Raw genomic sequence first — 14,794 nt, 5'->3', positions numbered from 1 at the left:
AAAACGTTTACAACGATTTATTTAGAATAAGCCTTACTATTTTTGGCTCTTCAAAAGATAATATTTATCTTTGCAGAAGAAATAGCTTATATATAATAACCCAACAAACCGAAAAAATAGATGAAGAAATTTTTTAGCATGGTATGTGCTTGCTTGTTGGCGCTAAGTGCCCAGGCAACCGACATCAAGAAGTATGATGCTCTTTACGAGAATCTACCATTCCAGATGGAGAAGGTGACCCGTCCGCAATTCCCAGCCAATGAGGTAAACCTCAAGGACTTTGGCGCTATTGGAGATGGCTCTTCTCTCTGTACCACAGCCTTTGCCAAGGCTATCGATGCGCTGACACAGAAAGGCGGTGGCAAACTCATCGTTCCACAGGGCGTATGGTTCACAGGTCCTATCGTTTTGAAGAGCAATATCAACCTGCATCTCGAAAAAGGTGCAGTCATCCTTTTCTCACCAGATGATGCCCTCTATCCTTTTATAGAAACATCGTTTGAGGGTTTGGATACACGCCGCTGCCAGTCGCCTATCTCTGGTCATCATCTTACCAACGTGGCTATTACCGGTCAGGGTTGCATTGACGGAAACGGAGAATACTGGCGCCCATTGAAGAAGCAGAAGGTTACCGATGTCCAGTGGAAGCAGATTACTTCACGTGGCGGTGCGTTCAAGAGAGCCGACTACTGGTTCCCATCAGAAGGTGCATTGAAGGCAGACAACAGTGCCAACATGAATGTGCCTAAAACTCCAGCTTCAGAAGAAGAATGGAACGAGATCAAGCGTTTCCTCCGCCCTGTAATGATCAGTCTCGTAAGCTGCAAGAACGTTTGGCTCAATGGTGTTATCTTCCAGAATTCACCTGCATGGAACATCCATCCGCTGATGTGCGAGAACGTTCTTATAGAAGATGTATTGGTCCGCAACCCTTCTTACGCTCAGAATGGTGATGGTCTTGACCTGGAGAGCTGCAAGAATGCACTCATCGTCAACTCTACTTTCGATGTAGGCGATGATGGTATCTGCATCAAGAGTGGTAAGGATGCTGACGGAAGAAAGCGCGGCATTCCTTGCGAGAATGTCATCGTAAACGGCTGTACCGTATTCAAGGGTCATGGCGGTTTCGTTGTTGGCAGTGAGATGAGCGGTGGCGTAAAGAATATCAAGGTGAGCGACTGCCAGTTCCTCGGCACCGATGTAGGTCTCCGTTTCAAGAGTACCCGCGGTCGTGGTGGTGTAGTAGAGAATATCTACATCGACAACATGTCAATGTTTGATATTCAGACAGATGTCATCACCTTCGACCTTTACTACGGTGGCAAGTCTGCCGTTGAGGTTCTCAACGATGGCGATGAGGCTAAGAGCCAGAAGGTACAGAAGTTCAAGGTAGACGAGACAACACCTTGCTTCCGCAATATCGACATCAACCATGTCATCTGCCGCACAGCCCGTCGTGCTGCTTACTTCAACGGTCTCCCAGAGATGCCGGTAAGCAACATCCACATCAGGGATATGGAGGTAAACAATGCTGAGTATGGTATCGTCATCAACCGTACTGACGGCGTGAAGCTCGAAAACATCAAGGTTAGTGCAAAGAATCACACCTTCGATGCAAAGAACTCGAAGAATGTGACTGTCAACGACAAGACATACAAGAAGATTGATGAAAAGGGCATCACTCTCGACTTCTAATCAAAATTAAAAGCCGCTCAACAGGCAAATCTGTTGAGCGGCTTTTTTATATGGAAATCATAGCACTACAGCTATGATGCCTAGTCTTTAAAATCAAGTGAGAGTTCACCTGTGCCTAGAAGATTGTAACTCATGCGATGATATGGAGTGACTCCAAATTCCCTGATGGCAGCACGATGCTTCTTGGTAGGATAACCCTTGTTGCTTTTCCAGTCGTACTGCGGATATTCTTCTGCCAGCGCATCCATGTAATCATCACGATAGGTCTTGGCAAGGATGCTGGCAGCTGCAATAGACAGATACTTGCCGTCACCCTTTACGATGGTTGTATAAGGCAAATCCTTGTAGGGTTTGAAGCGGTTACCATCCACGATAACTGCTTCCGGACGAACCTTAAGCTGGTCCAGGGCACGGTGCATAGCCAGAAAACTGGCGTTGAGGATATTGATTTTATCGATTTCTTCGGGAGTAACAATGCCCACAGCCCAAGCTACAGCATCACGCTCTATCTGCTCGCGGAGCGCCTTGCGCTTCTTATCTGTGAGCTTCTTACTGTCGTTCAATTCGGCATTCTGATAACCGGGCGGAAGGATAACAGCTGCTGCATATACGCTGCCTGCCAGACATCCTCTGCCAGCCTCATCGCAGCCAGCCTCTACCATATCCTTATAATAATGACTTTCTAACATAATTATGATGAATTTTACGTTTATCTCTTCACTCTTCACCTCTATTTTGTAACCGCCTCATTATAGGGCAGTTACAAAGACAAGAGCATTTCAACTCTTCACCAACTCTTCACCCACTCTTCACCTACTCTTCACCCTCATAGCACCAGGCGGTGAAGAGAGGGTGAAGAGTGGGTGAAGAGTCAGAGCGCCTCTTCAGCGCGTAAGTATCAGTATAACAATACGTTACGACAAAAGGGTGAAGAGTGAAGAGTATTTGGGCGTTCCAACCTCAACTTTCTGATAACTGCCAAACGCAAACAGCCAACTGTCCGCAGTAGCGCCAGTTGGCTGTTCTTTGCTTGCCAGTGGGTTGTCTTTCGCTCGCCAGTTGGCTAAATAAGGCTTTTACGTGCGCTGTATGCGGCTAAAAAGTCTTTATCTTTAGAACATCATAGCCACGCGTTTTACGCCCGCTACAAGCGCATCTATTTCTTCCTTTGTATTATAAAGGGCAAAGCTGGCACGAACGGTGCCGAGAATGCCGTAGCGGTCCATCAAAGGCTGAGCGCAATGATGACCGGTACGTACAGCGATGCCCAGACGGTCGAGCAAGGTGCCCATATCCATGTGATGAATATCACCAACCAAGAAGCTGACAACGGCATCCTTGCCCTCCTGTTCACCAAAAAGTCTGATTCCATCGATGGTTCGCATCTGCTCCATACAGTAGCGGGTGAGTTTCTGCTCGTGCTTGGCAATGTTATCCATGCCGAGCGCAGAAACATAATCGATGGCTTTTGCCAGACCGTGGGTAGCTACATAATCAGGAGTACCAGCCTCGAACTTGAAAGGTAACTTCTCGAAAGTAGTCTTCTCGAAACTTACGCTCTCAATCATTTCGCCACCGCCCTGATAAGGAGGCAACTTGTCGAGCCATTCTTCCTTGCCGTAAAGCACACCGATACCGGTAGGACCATAAATCTTATGTCCGCTGAAAGCGAAGAAATCGCAATCCATATCCTGTACATCCACAGCAAAATGAGGAGTACTCTGAGCGCCATCCACCATGACAGGCACATTGTGCTCATGAGCTATCTTAATCATTTCTTTTACCGGATTCACCGTACCGAGCACGTTGCTCACCTGGGCAATGCTCACGATTTTGGTGCGTTCGGTAAATAAATTGGCGAATTCATCGAGGTTAATCTCACCTTTATCGTTAATAGGGATTACACGAATAGCGATTCCCTTCTTGGCAGCCTGCAACTGCCAAGGCACGATATTGGAGTGATGCTCCATGGTAGAGATAATCACCTCGTCGCCCTCGCTCATAAAGGCATCGCAGAACGATGAAACCACGAGATTCAGACTCTCTGTAGTGCCACGGGTAAAGACGACTTCCTCAACCTTAGGCGCATTGATAAACTTGCGCACGGTTTCGCGGGCTGCCTCATGAAGGTCGGTAGCCTGCTGAGAGAGATAGTGAACGCCACGATGCACATTGGCATTTACGTTGAGATACTCATCGCGCATGGCATCGAGCACGCACAATGGCTTCTGCGTGGTTGCCGCATTATCCAGATACACCAATGGCTTATCGTATACCGTTCTCGATAAAATCGGGAAATCTGCTCTTACTTGATTGATATCATACATAGCAAAATAGTTTATTTACAGAGTTTACAGCCCTCGCACTTATTGAGTTCACCACGGAATCGCTTCTCTACGAGATGATGCAGGCGATCGCGCAATGGCTCCAGCTCCATCTTGTCGATGACTTCGTTGATAAATGCAAACTGAAGGAGCAACTTAGCCTCCTCGCGGCTCACACCACGCTGCTGCATATAGAACAATGCGGCATCGTTGAGCTGACCTACAGTACTTCCATGCGCACACTTCACATCATCGGCATAAATCTCCAGCATCGGCTGGGTGAACATGCGGGCTGTCTTCGTAGCACAGAGGTTCTGGTTGGTTTCCTGAGAAATAGTCTTCTGGGCACCATGACGAACCAGTACTCTGCCGGCAAAAGCACCACGTGCCTCACCATCGAGTACATACTTATAAAGTTCGTTGCTGGTACAATGACCTACCTGATGATCGATGAGCGTATTGTTGTCAACCACCTGGTTCTTGTCGGCAATCACACAACCATTGCAGAAGCACTCAGCTCCCTCGCCCTTGAATACGAGGTCAAGACGGTTGCGGGTGATACCGTTATGAAGAGTGATGACGTTATGGTTCACACGGCTGTTTGCCTGCTGCTCGATATACACGTTGCTGACACGGCGGTTCTTGTAATGAGTCTCCTCCAGGCAATAGAGGTCGAGACTGGCATTCTCGCCAACATAAGCCTCGATTACCTGAGTAGCGAGGAAGTTCTTGTCATCGGCTGCATGGTCGCAGAAGAGGAACTTAGCCTCAGCACCCTGTTCCATCACGATGAGTACACGCCGGTTCACCATCAAATCTACATCCGAACGGAGAATATTGATGACCTGAATGGTTCGCTCTACCTTTACATTCTTTGGAACATAAATCAGCAAGCCATCCTGTGCCAGGAATGTATTCAATGCGGTGATGCCATCTTCGTCGGTTTTGGCAATCTTAGCGTAGTATTTCCCGATGAATTCAGGGTTTTCTGCAGCAATCTTGTTCAAAGAGTCCACAATTACGCCCTCCGGAAGCTCTACTTTAGGCAATGCTTTGTTATAAAAAGCATCGTTTACAACGAAGTAGAGCGAAGTGCTCAGGTTAGGCACATCGCAGCGGAAAGCTTCGTATGGATCTACCGGAATTTCCAGACGGTTCAAGTTCAAGCCATAGTCTGGCTCGAAGATGGCGCTCATATCTGTGTACTTGTATCTTTCTACCTTTCGGGAAGGGAAGCCCAGACGATGGAAGTCCTCAAACGCAGCATCGCGCACCGCATTGAGCACCTCAGCACTGTTCTTCTTGATTATTCTCGAAGAAGACTGATACAAGTCTAAATATTGTTTTTCTGAATGCATAGCCATCCTCCCTATTATTTCTCATCTACTTCTGCCTTGATCCAGTCATAGCCACGAGCCTCAATCTCCTTGGCAAGTTCAGGACCGGCTGTCTTCACGATTCTACCCTTATAGAGTACGTGAACCACACTTGGCTTAATCATATCAAGCAGACGCTCGTAGTGAGTGATGACGATGGCAGATGTCTTGTCAGTATGCATCTTGTTCACACCGTCAGCCACGATACGCATCGCATCCACATCGAGCCCAGAGTCGGTTTCATCGAGGATAGAGAGCTTTGGCTCCAGCATAGCCATCTGGAAAATCTCGTTGCGCTTCTTCTCACCACCCGAGAAACCTTCGTTTACAGAACGGCGAGCCAACTTGCTGTCCAATTCCACCAACTCGCGTTTCTCACGCATCAGCTTCATGAATTCACTTGTGTTCAATGGTTCCAAACCCTGATACTCACGCTTGGCATTGATAGCCGCACGCATGAAGTTGGTCATGGATACACCAGGAATCTCTACCGGATACTGGAAAGAGAGGAACAAGCCTTCACGGGCACGGTCCTCTGGCTTCATATCCAGGAGGTTCTTGCCGTTGAAGATAGCCTCACCCTCGGTTACGGTATAGAGAGGGTTACCCGTGAGCACAGCGCTCAAGGTTGACTTACCGGAACCGTTAGGTCCCATGATAGCATGTATCTCACCATCGTTGATAGTCAGGTTGATACCTTTCAATATTTCTTTGCCTGCAATAGTAGCATGCAGATTCTTTACCTCTAACATAATTTTAGTCAATTTTTATCGATTTCATCGAGAATTATGATAACTATCCTACGGTTCCTTCGAGTGAAACACTCAGGAGTTTCTGTGCCTCTACGGCAAACTCCATAGGCAACTTGTTGAGCACATCCTTGGCATAACCGTTTACGATCAAGCCGACAGCCTCCTCGGTAGGAATGCCTCGCTGATTGCAATAGAAGAGCTGGTCTTCTGAAATCTTCGAGGTAGTTGCCTCATGCTCGAACACGGCTGTGTCGTTATGGGCATCCATATATGGGAAGGTATGCGCTCCACAATCGCTGCCCAGCAACAAGGAGTCGCAGGAACTGTAGTTGCGGGCATTATCGGCATTGGATGTGGCACGAACCAGACCTCGATAGGAGTTCTGGCTATGACCTGCCGAGATACCTTTAGAGATGATGGTACTCTTGGTGTTCTTACCCATGTGAATCATCTTGGTACCTGTATCGGCCTCCTGATAGTTGTTGGTAACAGCTACGCTGTAGAACTCAGCTACAGAGTTGTCGCCACGCAAGATACAGGAAGGATACTTCCAGGTAATCGCAGAACCCGTCTCTACCTGAGTCCAGCTCAACTTAGAGTTCACACCACGCAAATCGCCTCGCTTGGTTACCAGGTTCAGCACACCACCCATACCATGCTCATCACCAGGATACCAGTTCTGAACGGTAGAGTATTTCACCTCAGCATTATCCTTGACGATAATCTCTACGATAGCCGCATGGAGCTGGTTCTCATCACGCATTGGCGCTGTACATCCCTCCAGGTAAGAAACGTAAGCATCATCATCAGCGATAATCAATGTACGCTCAAACTGACCGGTGTTACGGGCATTGATGCGGAAGTAACTGCTCAACTCCATCGGACAGCGGACGCCCTTAGGAATATAAACGAATGAGCCATCACTGAATACGCAACTGTTCAAGGCTGCATAAAAGTTATCACGATAAGGAACTACGGTTCCCAGATACTCTCTTACCAGATCAGGATGCTCCTTCACAGCCTCACCAATACTGCAGAAGATGACGCCCTTCTCACGGAGTTTCTCCTTGAAAGTAGTCTTTACCGACACAGAGTCCATGATGGCATCTACGGCGGTACCGCTCAAAGCCAGACGTTCCTCCAGAGGAATACCGAGTTTGTCGAATGTTTTCTCCAACTCAGGATCAATCTCCTTGTTTTTTGGCTTCTTTGCCAAAGGGTCGGCATAGTATGAAATCTCCTGGTAGTCAATAGGTGGCACGTGAACGTGTCCCCACTTTGGCTCCTTGAGCGTCTTCCAGTAATTGTAGGCTTTCAGACGAAATTCGAGCATCCAGTCTGGCTCTCCCTTCTTCTGCGAGATCAGGCGCACAACATCCTCGTTGAGACCCTTTTCTATGATTTCAGTATGTACATCAGTGGTAAAGCCGAATTCATACTTCTGCTCAGCCACCAGCTTGACAAACTGATTCTTTTCTTGTTCTTTCTCTGCCATTTTATTTAGAATAACCTTTCGTTATTTTAACCCTAAATAGGGATAAGCCGCTGAGGACTCATCCCTACCTTATTATATATAATATATGCTATATTACAATTTCTGCTCTACCTCGATCTCAGTGAAGGTCTCGATAACGTCGCCCTCCTGGATATCGTTGTAGTTGACGAGGCTCAAACCGCATTCCATACCGGTAACCACCTCCTTAACATCGTCCTTGTAACGCTTCAAGGCACCGATTTCTGCAGTACGGATCACTATACCGTCACGGATGACGCGAGCCTTATCCTTAGCGTGTACCTTACCCTCGGTAACGAGACCACCGGCAATAGTACCCACCTTAGAAATCTTGAAGGTCTGCTTAACCTCAACCTGACCGGTAACGATTTCCTTCTTCACCTTGTCGAGCATACCTACCATCGCGCTCTTGATATCGTCGATAGCATCGTAGATGATAGAGTATGTGTTGATTTCAACACCCTCACGGTCGGCAGCCTTACGAGCATCGGCAGATGGACGAACCTGGAAACCAACGATGACTGCATCTGAAGCAGATGCCAGCATCACGTCGTTCTCTGAAATCTGACCCACAGCCTTGTTCACCACGTTCACCTGAACCTTCTCGGTAGAAAGCTTGATGAATGAGTCGCTCAAAGCCTCAACAGAACCGTCGGTATCACCCTTCACGATGACGTTCAACTCATGGAACTCACCACGTGCGATACGGTGAGAGATATCACCCAGGGTCAAGCGCTTCTGAGTACGCAAGCCCTGCTCACGCTGCAGTTGCTCACGCTTGTTGGCGATTTCGCGAGCCTCCTGCTCTGTCTCGATTACGTGGAACTGGTCACCTGCAGTAGGAGCACCATTCAAACCGAGGATGATAGCTGGCTCTGCAGGAGCAGCTGACTTGATGTTGGCATTACGCTCATTGAACATCGCCTTGACACGACCCCAAGAAGTACCGGCGAGTACGATGTCGCCTACCTTCAAGGTACCATTGGCAACCAATACGGTAGAAACATATCCACGACCCTTGTCGAGAGAAGACTCGATGATAGTACCTGTAGCACGGCGGTTAGGGTTAGCCTTCAAGTCGAGCATGTCAGCCTCGAGGAGCACCTTGTCGAGCAGATCGTGAACACCGATACCCTTCTTGGCACTGATTTCCTGGCACTGATACTTACCACCCCACTCCTCAACTAGCAGGTTCATGTTAGCCAAGTCCTCACGGATACGGTCTGGGTTAGCACCTGGCTTATCAATCTTGTTGATTGCGAATACCATAGGCACACCGGCAGCCTGAGCATGAGCGATAGCCTCCTTGGTAGTAGGCATCACAGAGTCATCGGCTGCGATGATGATGATGGCGATATCGGTAGCCTGGGCACCACGGGCACGCATGGCGGTAAACGCCTCGTGACCTGGAGTATCAAGGAAGGTTACCTTGCGACCGCTTTTCAGGGTCACACTATAGGCACCGATATGCTGGGTAATACCACCTGCCTCACCGGCAATCACATTGGTATTGCGAATATAGTCGAGCAAAGAGGTCTTACCGTGGTCAACGTGACCCATGACGGTTACGATTGGAGCACGTGGAACCAAGTCGTTCTCATCATCCACTTCCTCGCTCACGGCCTCCTGAACCTCGGCACTCACGTATTCGGTCTTGAAACCGAACTCCTCAGCTACCATGTTGATGGTCTCTGCATCCAGGCGCTGGTTGATAGAAACCATGATACCTACACCCATCAGGGTAGAGATAACCTGAGTAACGCTGATATCCATCATCGTAGCCAACTCGCTAACGGTAACGAACTCAGTAAGTTTCAGGGTCTTGCTTTCCTTCTGCTCCTGACGAGCCTGATCCTGCAACTTCTCCTGAACAGCCTCACGCTTCTCCTTACGGTACTTAGCACCCTTCTTGTTCTGACTCTTGCTGGTCAAACGTGCAAGAGTCTCCTTAACCTGGCGTGCTACAGCCTCGTCATCAACCTCAATCTGGCGCTGGTTGCCGCGGTTGTTGTTATTGCCGCGATTATTATTGTTATTATTTCTGTTGCGGTTTTTGTTCTTCTTGTTATTACCGCCGTTGTTGCCATTACCTCCGCCATTATTCTTAGCTTCGGCATTGATGTCAACACGTTCTTTGTTGATACGAACACGCTTTTTGCGCTCATTGTGCTGTTGAGCCATTTTCTCCTCACGTTCCTTGCGGCGCTCCTCCTTGGTTTTCTTCTTAGGACGAGTGCTCTGGTTGAGGGAAGACAAATCTATCTTGCCCAACACCTTAGGCTCATTAGCAGTAAACTTCTTCTCACTCTTGAGAGTAAACACGCTGTTGTCTGCTGCGCCAGCAGAATGCTGTGCAGTTTCATTCTTAGCATGATGATGCTCTTTCTTTCCCTGAGGAGCATTCTGCTTATTCATCTGAGCGTTTGACTGCTGTGATTTCTGATGATTTTCCTGTTTCATTTGCTGTTTATGCTGAGAAGCCTGTTGTGGCTTCTGTTCCTTCTTTTGCTCAGCCTTAGGAGCGTCTTTTTTCTGCTCAGGACTGACGGCAGCAGTCTCAGGCTTTTCCGCAACAGACTCTGCAGCAGGCTTCTTACCGATATTGTCCAAGTCAATCTTTCCCAGCGGCTTATACTGCTGCTGTCCATTAGACTCCAACAAGCTTTCAGCGCGATTGTCCTTCTGCTCTGGCGCACGCTTCTTATCTTTTGCTTTTTTGGTAAAGAGTTTCTCAGCCTGATCACGAACCTCTCTGTCCTGACTGAAGGCATCATTCAATGCCTTGTATTGCTGGTCGGTGAGTTTGAAGCTCGGTTCTGCCTTGACATCTCCCAGGTCTTTTCTTTTCTCTAGGAATTCAACTGCCGTCTGAAGTCCTATATTTAATTCACGTAGTGCTTTATTTAATCTGATGCTCATAAATTATTTATTCTCCTATTTTTAAAGTTAGATTCCCTGCAAGCACTCGCTGGCAAGGGAATTATTGTTCGAATTCGGCGCGCAACACGCTGAGTACATGATCAACGGTCTCCTCTTCGAGGTCGGCCTTCTCAATCAGCAAGTTGCGAGGTGCATTGAGTACCTGCTTGGCAGTATCAAGACCGATGCCCTTGATAGCATCGATAACCCACTGGTCAATCTCATCAGAGAACTCATCCAAGTAGATATCCTCATCGGCCTCATTCTCGTCTACCTCACGGAATACGTCGATGGTATATTCTGTAAGCATAGAAGCCAGTTTGATGTTCATACCGCCACGGCCGATAGCCAAACTAACTTCCTCAGGCTGCAAGTAAACCTCTGCTTTCTTGTTCTCATCATCAACATTGATTGAAGAAACCTTGGCTGGAGCCAACGCACGCTGAATGAAGAGTTTGGTATTGCTTGAGTAGTTGATGACATCGAGATTCTCGTTGCAAAGTTCGCGAACGATACCGTGAACGCGGCTACCCTTAACACCTACACATGCGCCAACCGGGTCGATACGCTCATCGAATGTTTCAACAGCAATCTTAGCACGCTCTCCCGGAAGACGGGCGATACGGCGGATTGCAATCAGACCGTCTGCAATCTCAGGAACCTCAGCCTCCAACAGACGCTGCAGGAAGATTGGAGCAGTACGGCTCAAGATAATCTTTGGATTATTGTTCTCGTTGTCTACACGAAGGATGACCGCACGAACAGTTTCACCCTTGCGGTAAGTATCACCAGGAATCTGCTCAGTCTTAGGCAACATGAGCTCGTTGTTCTCATCATCTACAATCAGAACCTCGCGCTTCCAAACCTGATAAACCTCACCAGAGATAACCTGACCTACACGATCCTTGTATTTGTTGTAGAGTGAATCATGCTCCAACTCAAGAATCTTGGAAGCCAAAGTCTGACGAAGAGTCAAGATGGCACGACGACCAAACTTATTGAAGTCAACCGTCTCACTTACATCCTCACCAACCTCGTAATCCGGCTCAATCTTACGAGCCTCAGAAAGTGTAATTTCCTTATTTTCATCTTCAACTTCGCCATCAGCAACAACTATACGGTTGCGATAAATTTCGAAGTCACCCTTGTCAGGGTTCACGATGACATCAAAGTTTTCGTCACTACCAAAAATCTTGGCAAGTACATTACGGAAGCTCTCCTCCAATACACTTACCAATGTAGTACGGTCGATATTCTTTGTTTCTTTAAACTCGCGGAATGTATCAATCATACTCGCTGTCAATTCTTGCTCTTTTTTAGCCATAACTTAATTGAAACTAATTATGTATTTTGTATATTTTACTTTATCCATCTGGTAAACGTGATCAACCTCCTGCTTAACCGGACGTTTTTTACCTTCAACCTTTACCTTTTCTTCAACGCCAACTGTGAAGTCATTTCCTTCAACAGCTTTCAAGATACCCTTCACCTTCTTGCCGTCGGCATCAAGCACCTCTACCTCCTTGCCAATGAAATTGATATACTGCTGCGGAACTTTGAACGGTTGACCCAAGCCTGCAGAGCCAACTTCGAGCTCATAGTCTTCCTCGTCACGGTTCAAATGATCCTCAATATACTTACTCAAGGCAACACAATCCTCAATCCATACTCCATCGGCATGGTCAATCTCAACAACGATTCTATCGTCGGGACTGATTTCAATGCTTACCAAGAAATATTCCTTATCTTGGAGCCATTCTTCAACTAATTTTTTTACGACGTTTTTATCAATCATATATACCTTATTAAAATAAAATGAGGAACTCTTGTGAGCCCCTCATTCCACTGAACGTTGCAAAATTACAAATATTTTTGTGATTAGCCAAAAAAAATGCAACTTTTTATTCGCAACGTGCACATTTTTAATCGATTGTGCACGTTTTTGTACTTATTTCTTCACAGGATGCAGTATTTTTTCGTATTCTGATGGAGAATTCAGCAATTTTACTGCTTCCTTAATCTGCTTGTCATAGCGCATGGAATTCTGGATGGCACCGCGCTGGAAATAATAGGCAGAAACGATGTCATTTTCCAACAGATGCTTGATGTAATCCTTGTTATAATCCAGATCCTTTGCCACATTATGGCTCAGCTTTTTCTTCAAAGCCTCAAACTCTGCCTTGGCATCATCGTAGTAGCCTTCAAACTTAGCGAGTTTTTCCAAGTCCTTGAGATACTTTTCTGTTTCACGGTCGTACTGGAAGTTAGCCTTCAACACGCGTGTCTTGAATTCATCATAGTCGGCATCGGTCAGCGAGAATTCCTTCGCAGGAGCAATAGCAGGATGCTTGGCGATATAATCAACCTCATAATTAAGCATCACCTCATTACTGTCGCGGGCACCAGCCAGATAGAAGGCGATGTTTGGCAAAGAATCAGGCTTTACTTCTACATCCGGCTTCACGCCACCTCCATCTCTCACTTCTCTGCTACCTGCGGTATAGAACACCTTGGTAAGAGAGTCGGGAACATGCTCCACATAACCACCCTTATCGTGCTTATAGTTGAGTGCCTGAACGCACCGACCGCTAGGAATGAAATATTTAGCAGTAGTAAGTTTCACCTGTCCGTTATAAGGCAAATCCATGGTAGTCTGCACCAATCCCTTTCCATACGTGCGCGTACCTAATATTACAGCACGGTCATAATCCTGCAGACTGCCGCTCATGATTTCACTGGCACTGGCAGAATTCTCGTTCACCAATACCACCATCGGCATAACGGAATCTATCGGTTCAACCGTGGTCTTATAAACATGATTAGAACGCTGCAACTTTCCCTTCATCTCCAAGACTGTCTTACCTTTAGGCAAGAACATATTGATGATGCTGACCGCTTCGGTAACAGAACCACCACCATTATTACGCAGATCGAAGACAAGACTCTTGGCTCCTTGCTTTCTCAAATCGATGAAAGCACGACGCACTTCCTTGGCTGACTGCTCGGTAAAGGAATTGAAGTTGATGTAACCGATGCTACCCTCCAACATACCATAATAAGGCAAGAACGGCAACTGGATGGTACGGCGTGTTACCTTCACCTTCATCGTCTTGCCTGTACTTGGACGCTTAACTTTCAGCATGAAAGAAGAACCCGGGTCACCACGAAGATGATCGCTGACATAGCTCACCTCCTTATTGGTCATATCCTCATCATCAATACTCAGGATGATGTCACCCTTCTTCAGTCCCACTTCTGCAGCAGGCATATTCTCGTAAGGCTCGCTGATACAGACGCGCTGCAACTGAAAATTGTAGCGTATCACCGCACCTACACCCGCATACTTGCCGGTGAGCAGGTTCTTGAGTTCCTTCATCTTCTGCTCAGGATAATAGGTAGTATAAGGGTCGAGACTACGCAACATGGCATTGATACCATTTCCGACCACAACTTCAGCATCGAGCGTATCAACATACATCAAATCGAGATTTTTGTAGATGGCATTGAATATTTCCATATTCTTTGCGGCTTTGAAGTCATGATCTTTGTCAACCTGGGCAAAAGTAGGAACTGCCAGGAGCACCATAAGCAAGGAGAACAGTATTCTTTTCATTGTTACCTTATTTAATTGTATATGATTCAACTTATTGGTTATTTCCTCCCCCTCTTCACGGCATTCGCCCTCGGGAGAAGATTTCGACCACAAAAGTACTCATTTCTTTGCGAAAAACACCATAAAATAGGCAAAAAGTGGCACAAAGATAAGAAAAAATACACTTTTTTAGGGAAAAAGCGAAAAAAGTCAGCAAAAAATTTGGCAGAATGAAGAAAAGTTAGTACTTTTGCACACGCAAATAAGGAACGTCATGTTCTTTACAGAAAAAATGCTTCAATAGCTCAGTTGGTTAGAGCACCTGACTGTTAATCAGGGGGTCGTTGGTTCAAGCCCATCTTGAAGCGCAAGAGAGTTTCAGGTTAGCCTCGTAACTCATCTTCTTTCATAGCAAATTGCTTCAATAGCTCAGTTGGTTAGAGCACCTGACTGTTAATCAGGGGGTCGTTGGTTCAAGCCCATCTTGAAGCGCAGAAAAGAGTCACAAGTTTTACTTGTGACTCTTTTTGTTTATCCACATTTTATCCCACTTTGCATTCTCCATTCCCATTTACAAATACTACATCCGGCAATAACCAGAGAAAGCAATATCAAAAAAGGCA

The 14,794-nt window shown here is 46.7% G+C and carries 10 protein-coding genes and 2 tRNA genes; 3 read left to right on the top strand and 9 right to left on the bottom strand.

What is annotated here, in order from left to right; all coding sequences use genetic code 11:
• Positions 1 to 120 precede the first annotated feature (120 nt).
• Positions 121 to 1,695, top strand: a complete 1,575-nt coding sequence (locus KUA46_RS13655; protein ID WP_218487308.1) for a glycoside hydrolase family 28 protein — start codon at positions 121 to 123, stop codon at positions 1,693 to 1,695.
• An 80-nt stretch (positions 1,696 to 1,775) separates the two neighbouring features.
• Here KUA46_RS13655 and KUA46_RS13650 read toward each other — a convergent pair whose 3' ends face one another.
• The 9 genes from KUA46_RS13650 to KUA46_RS13610 form a co-directional block, all read right to left on the bottom strand.
• Entirely contained in the window at positions 1,776 to 2,384 is a 609-nt protein-coding gene (locus tag KUA46_RS13650; RefSeq protein WP_118063516.1) for a ribonuclease HII, read from the bottom strand.
• 423 nt (positions 2,385 to 2,807) lie between these two features.
• A complete protein-coding gene (locus KUA46_RS13645; RefSeq protein WP_218487307.1) occupies positions 2,808 to 4,022 on the bottom strand; it encodes an aminotransferase class V-fold PLP-dependent enzyme in 1,215 nt (404 codons plus the stop codon).
• A gap of 11 nt (positions 4,023 to 4,033) precedes the next feature.
• On the bottom strand, positions 4,034 to 5,377 hold the full coding sequence (gene sufD / locus KUA46_RS13640) for a Fe-S cluster assembly protein SufD (RefSeq protein WP_153083533.1): 1,344 nt from the start codon (positions 5,375 to 5,377) through the stop codon (positions 4,034 to 4,036).
• A gap of 14 nt (positions 5,378 to 5,391) precedes the next feature.
• Positions 5,392 to 6,147: a Fe-S cluster assembly ATPase SufC gene (sufC, locus tag KUA46_RS13635; RefSeq protein WP_022120772.1), complete on the bottom strand. Its 756-nt coding sequence runs from the start codon at positions 6,145 to 6,147 to the stop codon at positions 5,392 to 5,394.
• Positions 6,148 to 6,190: 43 nt separating this feature from the next.
• Positions 6,191 to 7,642 carry a Fe-S cluster assembly protein SufB gene (gene sufB / locus KUA46_RS13630; protein WP_217326479.1) on the bottom strand — a complete coding sequence of 484 codons (1,452 nt, stop codon included), beginning with the start codon at positions 7,640 to 7,642 and terminating at the stop codon, positions 6,191 to 6,193.
• A 93-nt stretch (positions 7,643 to 7,735) separates the two neighbouring features.
• Positions 7,736 to 10,579 (bottom strand): translation initiation factor IF-2, encoded by a 2,844-nt coding sequence (gene infB / locus KUA46_RS13625; RefSeq protein WP_022120774.1) that lies wholly within the window; start codon positions 10,577 to 10,579, stop codon positions 7,736 to 7,738.
• Positions 10,580 to 10,640: 61 nt separating this feature from the next.
• Positions 10,641 to 11,903, bottom strand: a complete 1,263-nt coding sequence (nusA, locus tag KUA46_RS13620; protein ID WP_022120775.1) for a transcription termination factor NusA — start codon at positions 11,901 to 11,903, stop codon at positions 10,641 to 10,643.
• Between the two features lie 3 nt (positions 11,904 to 11,906).
• Entirely contained in the window at positions 11,907 to 12,374 is a 468-nt protein-coding gene (gene rimP / locus KUA46_RS13615) for a ribosome assembly cofactor RimP (protein WP_006849190.1), read from the bottom strand.
• A gap of 153 nt (positions 12,375 to 12,527) precedes the next feature.
• The gene (locus KUA46_RS13610; RefSeq protein ID WP_218487306.1) at positions 12,528 to 14,192 is read right to left on the bottom strand and encodes a S41 family peptidase; all 1,665 of its coding nucleotides are present in this window, start codon (positions 14,190 to 14,192) and stop codon (positions 12,528 to 12,530) included.
• Between the two features lie 273 nt (positions 14,193 to 14,465).
• Between KUA46_RS13610 and KUA46_RS13605 the strand changes: the two genes are divergently transcribed.
• A tRNA-Asn gene (locus KUA46_RS13605) sits at positions 14,466 to 14,539 on the top strand.
• A gap of 50 nt (positions 14,540 to 14,589) precedes the next feature.
• Positions 14,590 to 14,663 (top strand) — tRNA-Asn (locus tag KUA46_RS13600).
• Positions 14,664 to 14,794 lie beyond the last annotated feature (131 nt).

Origin of the sequence: Segatella copri, assembly GCF_019249765.2 — a bacterium.
GTDB lineage: Bacteria > Bacteroidota > Bacteroidia > Bacteroidales > Bacteroidaceae > Prevotella > Prevotella copri_K.
This window is presented reverse-complemented; position numbering and strand designations above follow the sequence as displayed.

Bases quoted from the DNA above. Each gene is read 5' to 3' on its own strand.
- KUA46_RS13655 (WP_218487308.1), top strand. From the start codon at position 121: ATGAAGAAATTTTTTAGCATGGTATGTGCTTGCTTGTTGGCGCTAAGT.
- rimP (WP_006849190.1), bottom strand. From the start codon at position 12,374: ATGATTGATAAAAACGTCGTAAAAAAATTAGTTGAAGAATGGCTCCAA.
- KUA46_RS13610 (WP_218487306.1), bottom strand. From the start codon at position 14,192: ATGAAAAGAATACTGTTCTCCTTGCTTATGGTGCTCCTGGCAGTTCCT.
- sufC (WP_022120772.1), bottom strand. From the start codon at position 6,147: ATGTTAGAGGTAAAGAATCTGCATGCTACTATTGCAGGCAAAGAAATA.
- infB (WP_022120774.1), bottom strand. From the start codon at position 10,579: ATGAGCATCAGATTAAATAAAGCACTACGTGAATTAAATATAGGACTT.
- KUA46_RS13645 (WP_218487307.1), bottom strand. From the start codon at position 4,022: ATGTATGATATCAATCAAGTAAGAGCAGATTTCCCGATTTTATCGAGA.
- sufB (WP_217326479.1), bottom strand. From the start codon at position 7,642: ATGGCAGAGAAAGAACAAGAAAAGAATCAGTTTGTCAAGCTGGTGGCT.
- nusA (WP_022120775.1), bottom strand. From the start codon at position 11,903: ATGGCTAAAAAAGAGCAAGAATTGACAGCGAGTATGATTGATACATTC.
- sufD (WP_153083533.1), bottom strand. From the start codon at position 5,377: ATGCATTCAGAAAAACAATATTTAGACTTGTATCAGTCTTCTTCGAGA.
- KUA46_RS13650 (WP_118063516.1), bottom strand. From the start codon at position 2,384: ATGTTAGAAAGTCATTATTATAAGGATATGGTAGAGGCTGGCTGCGAT.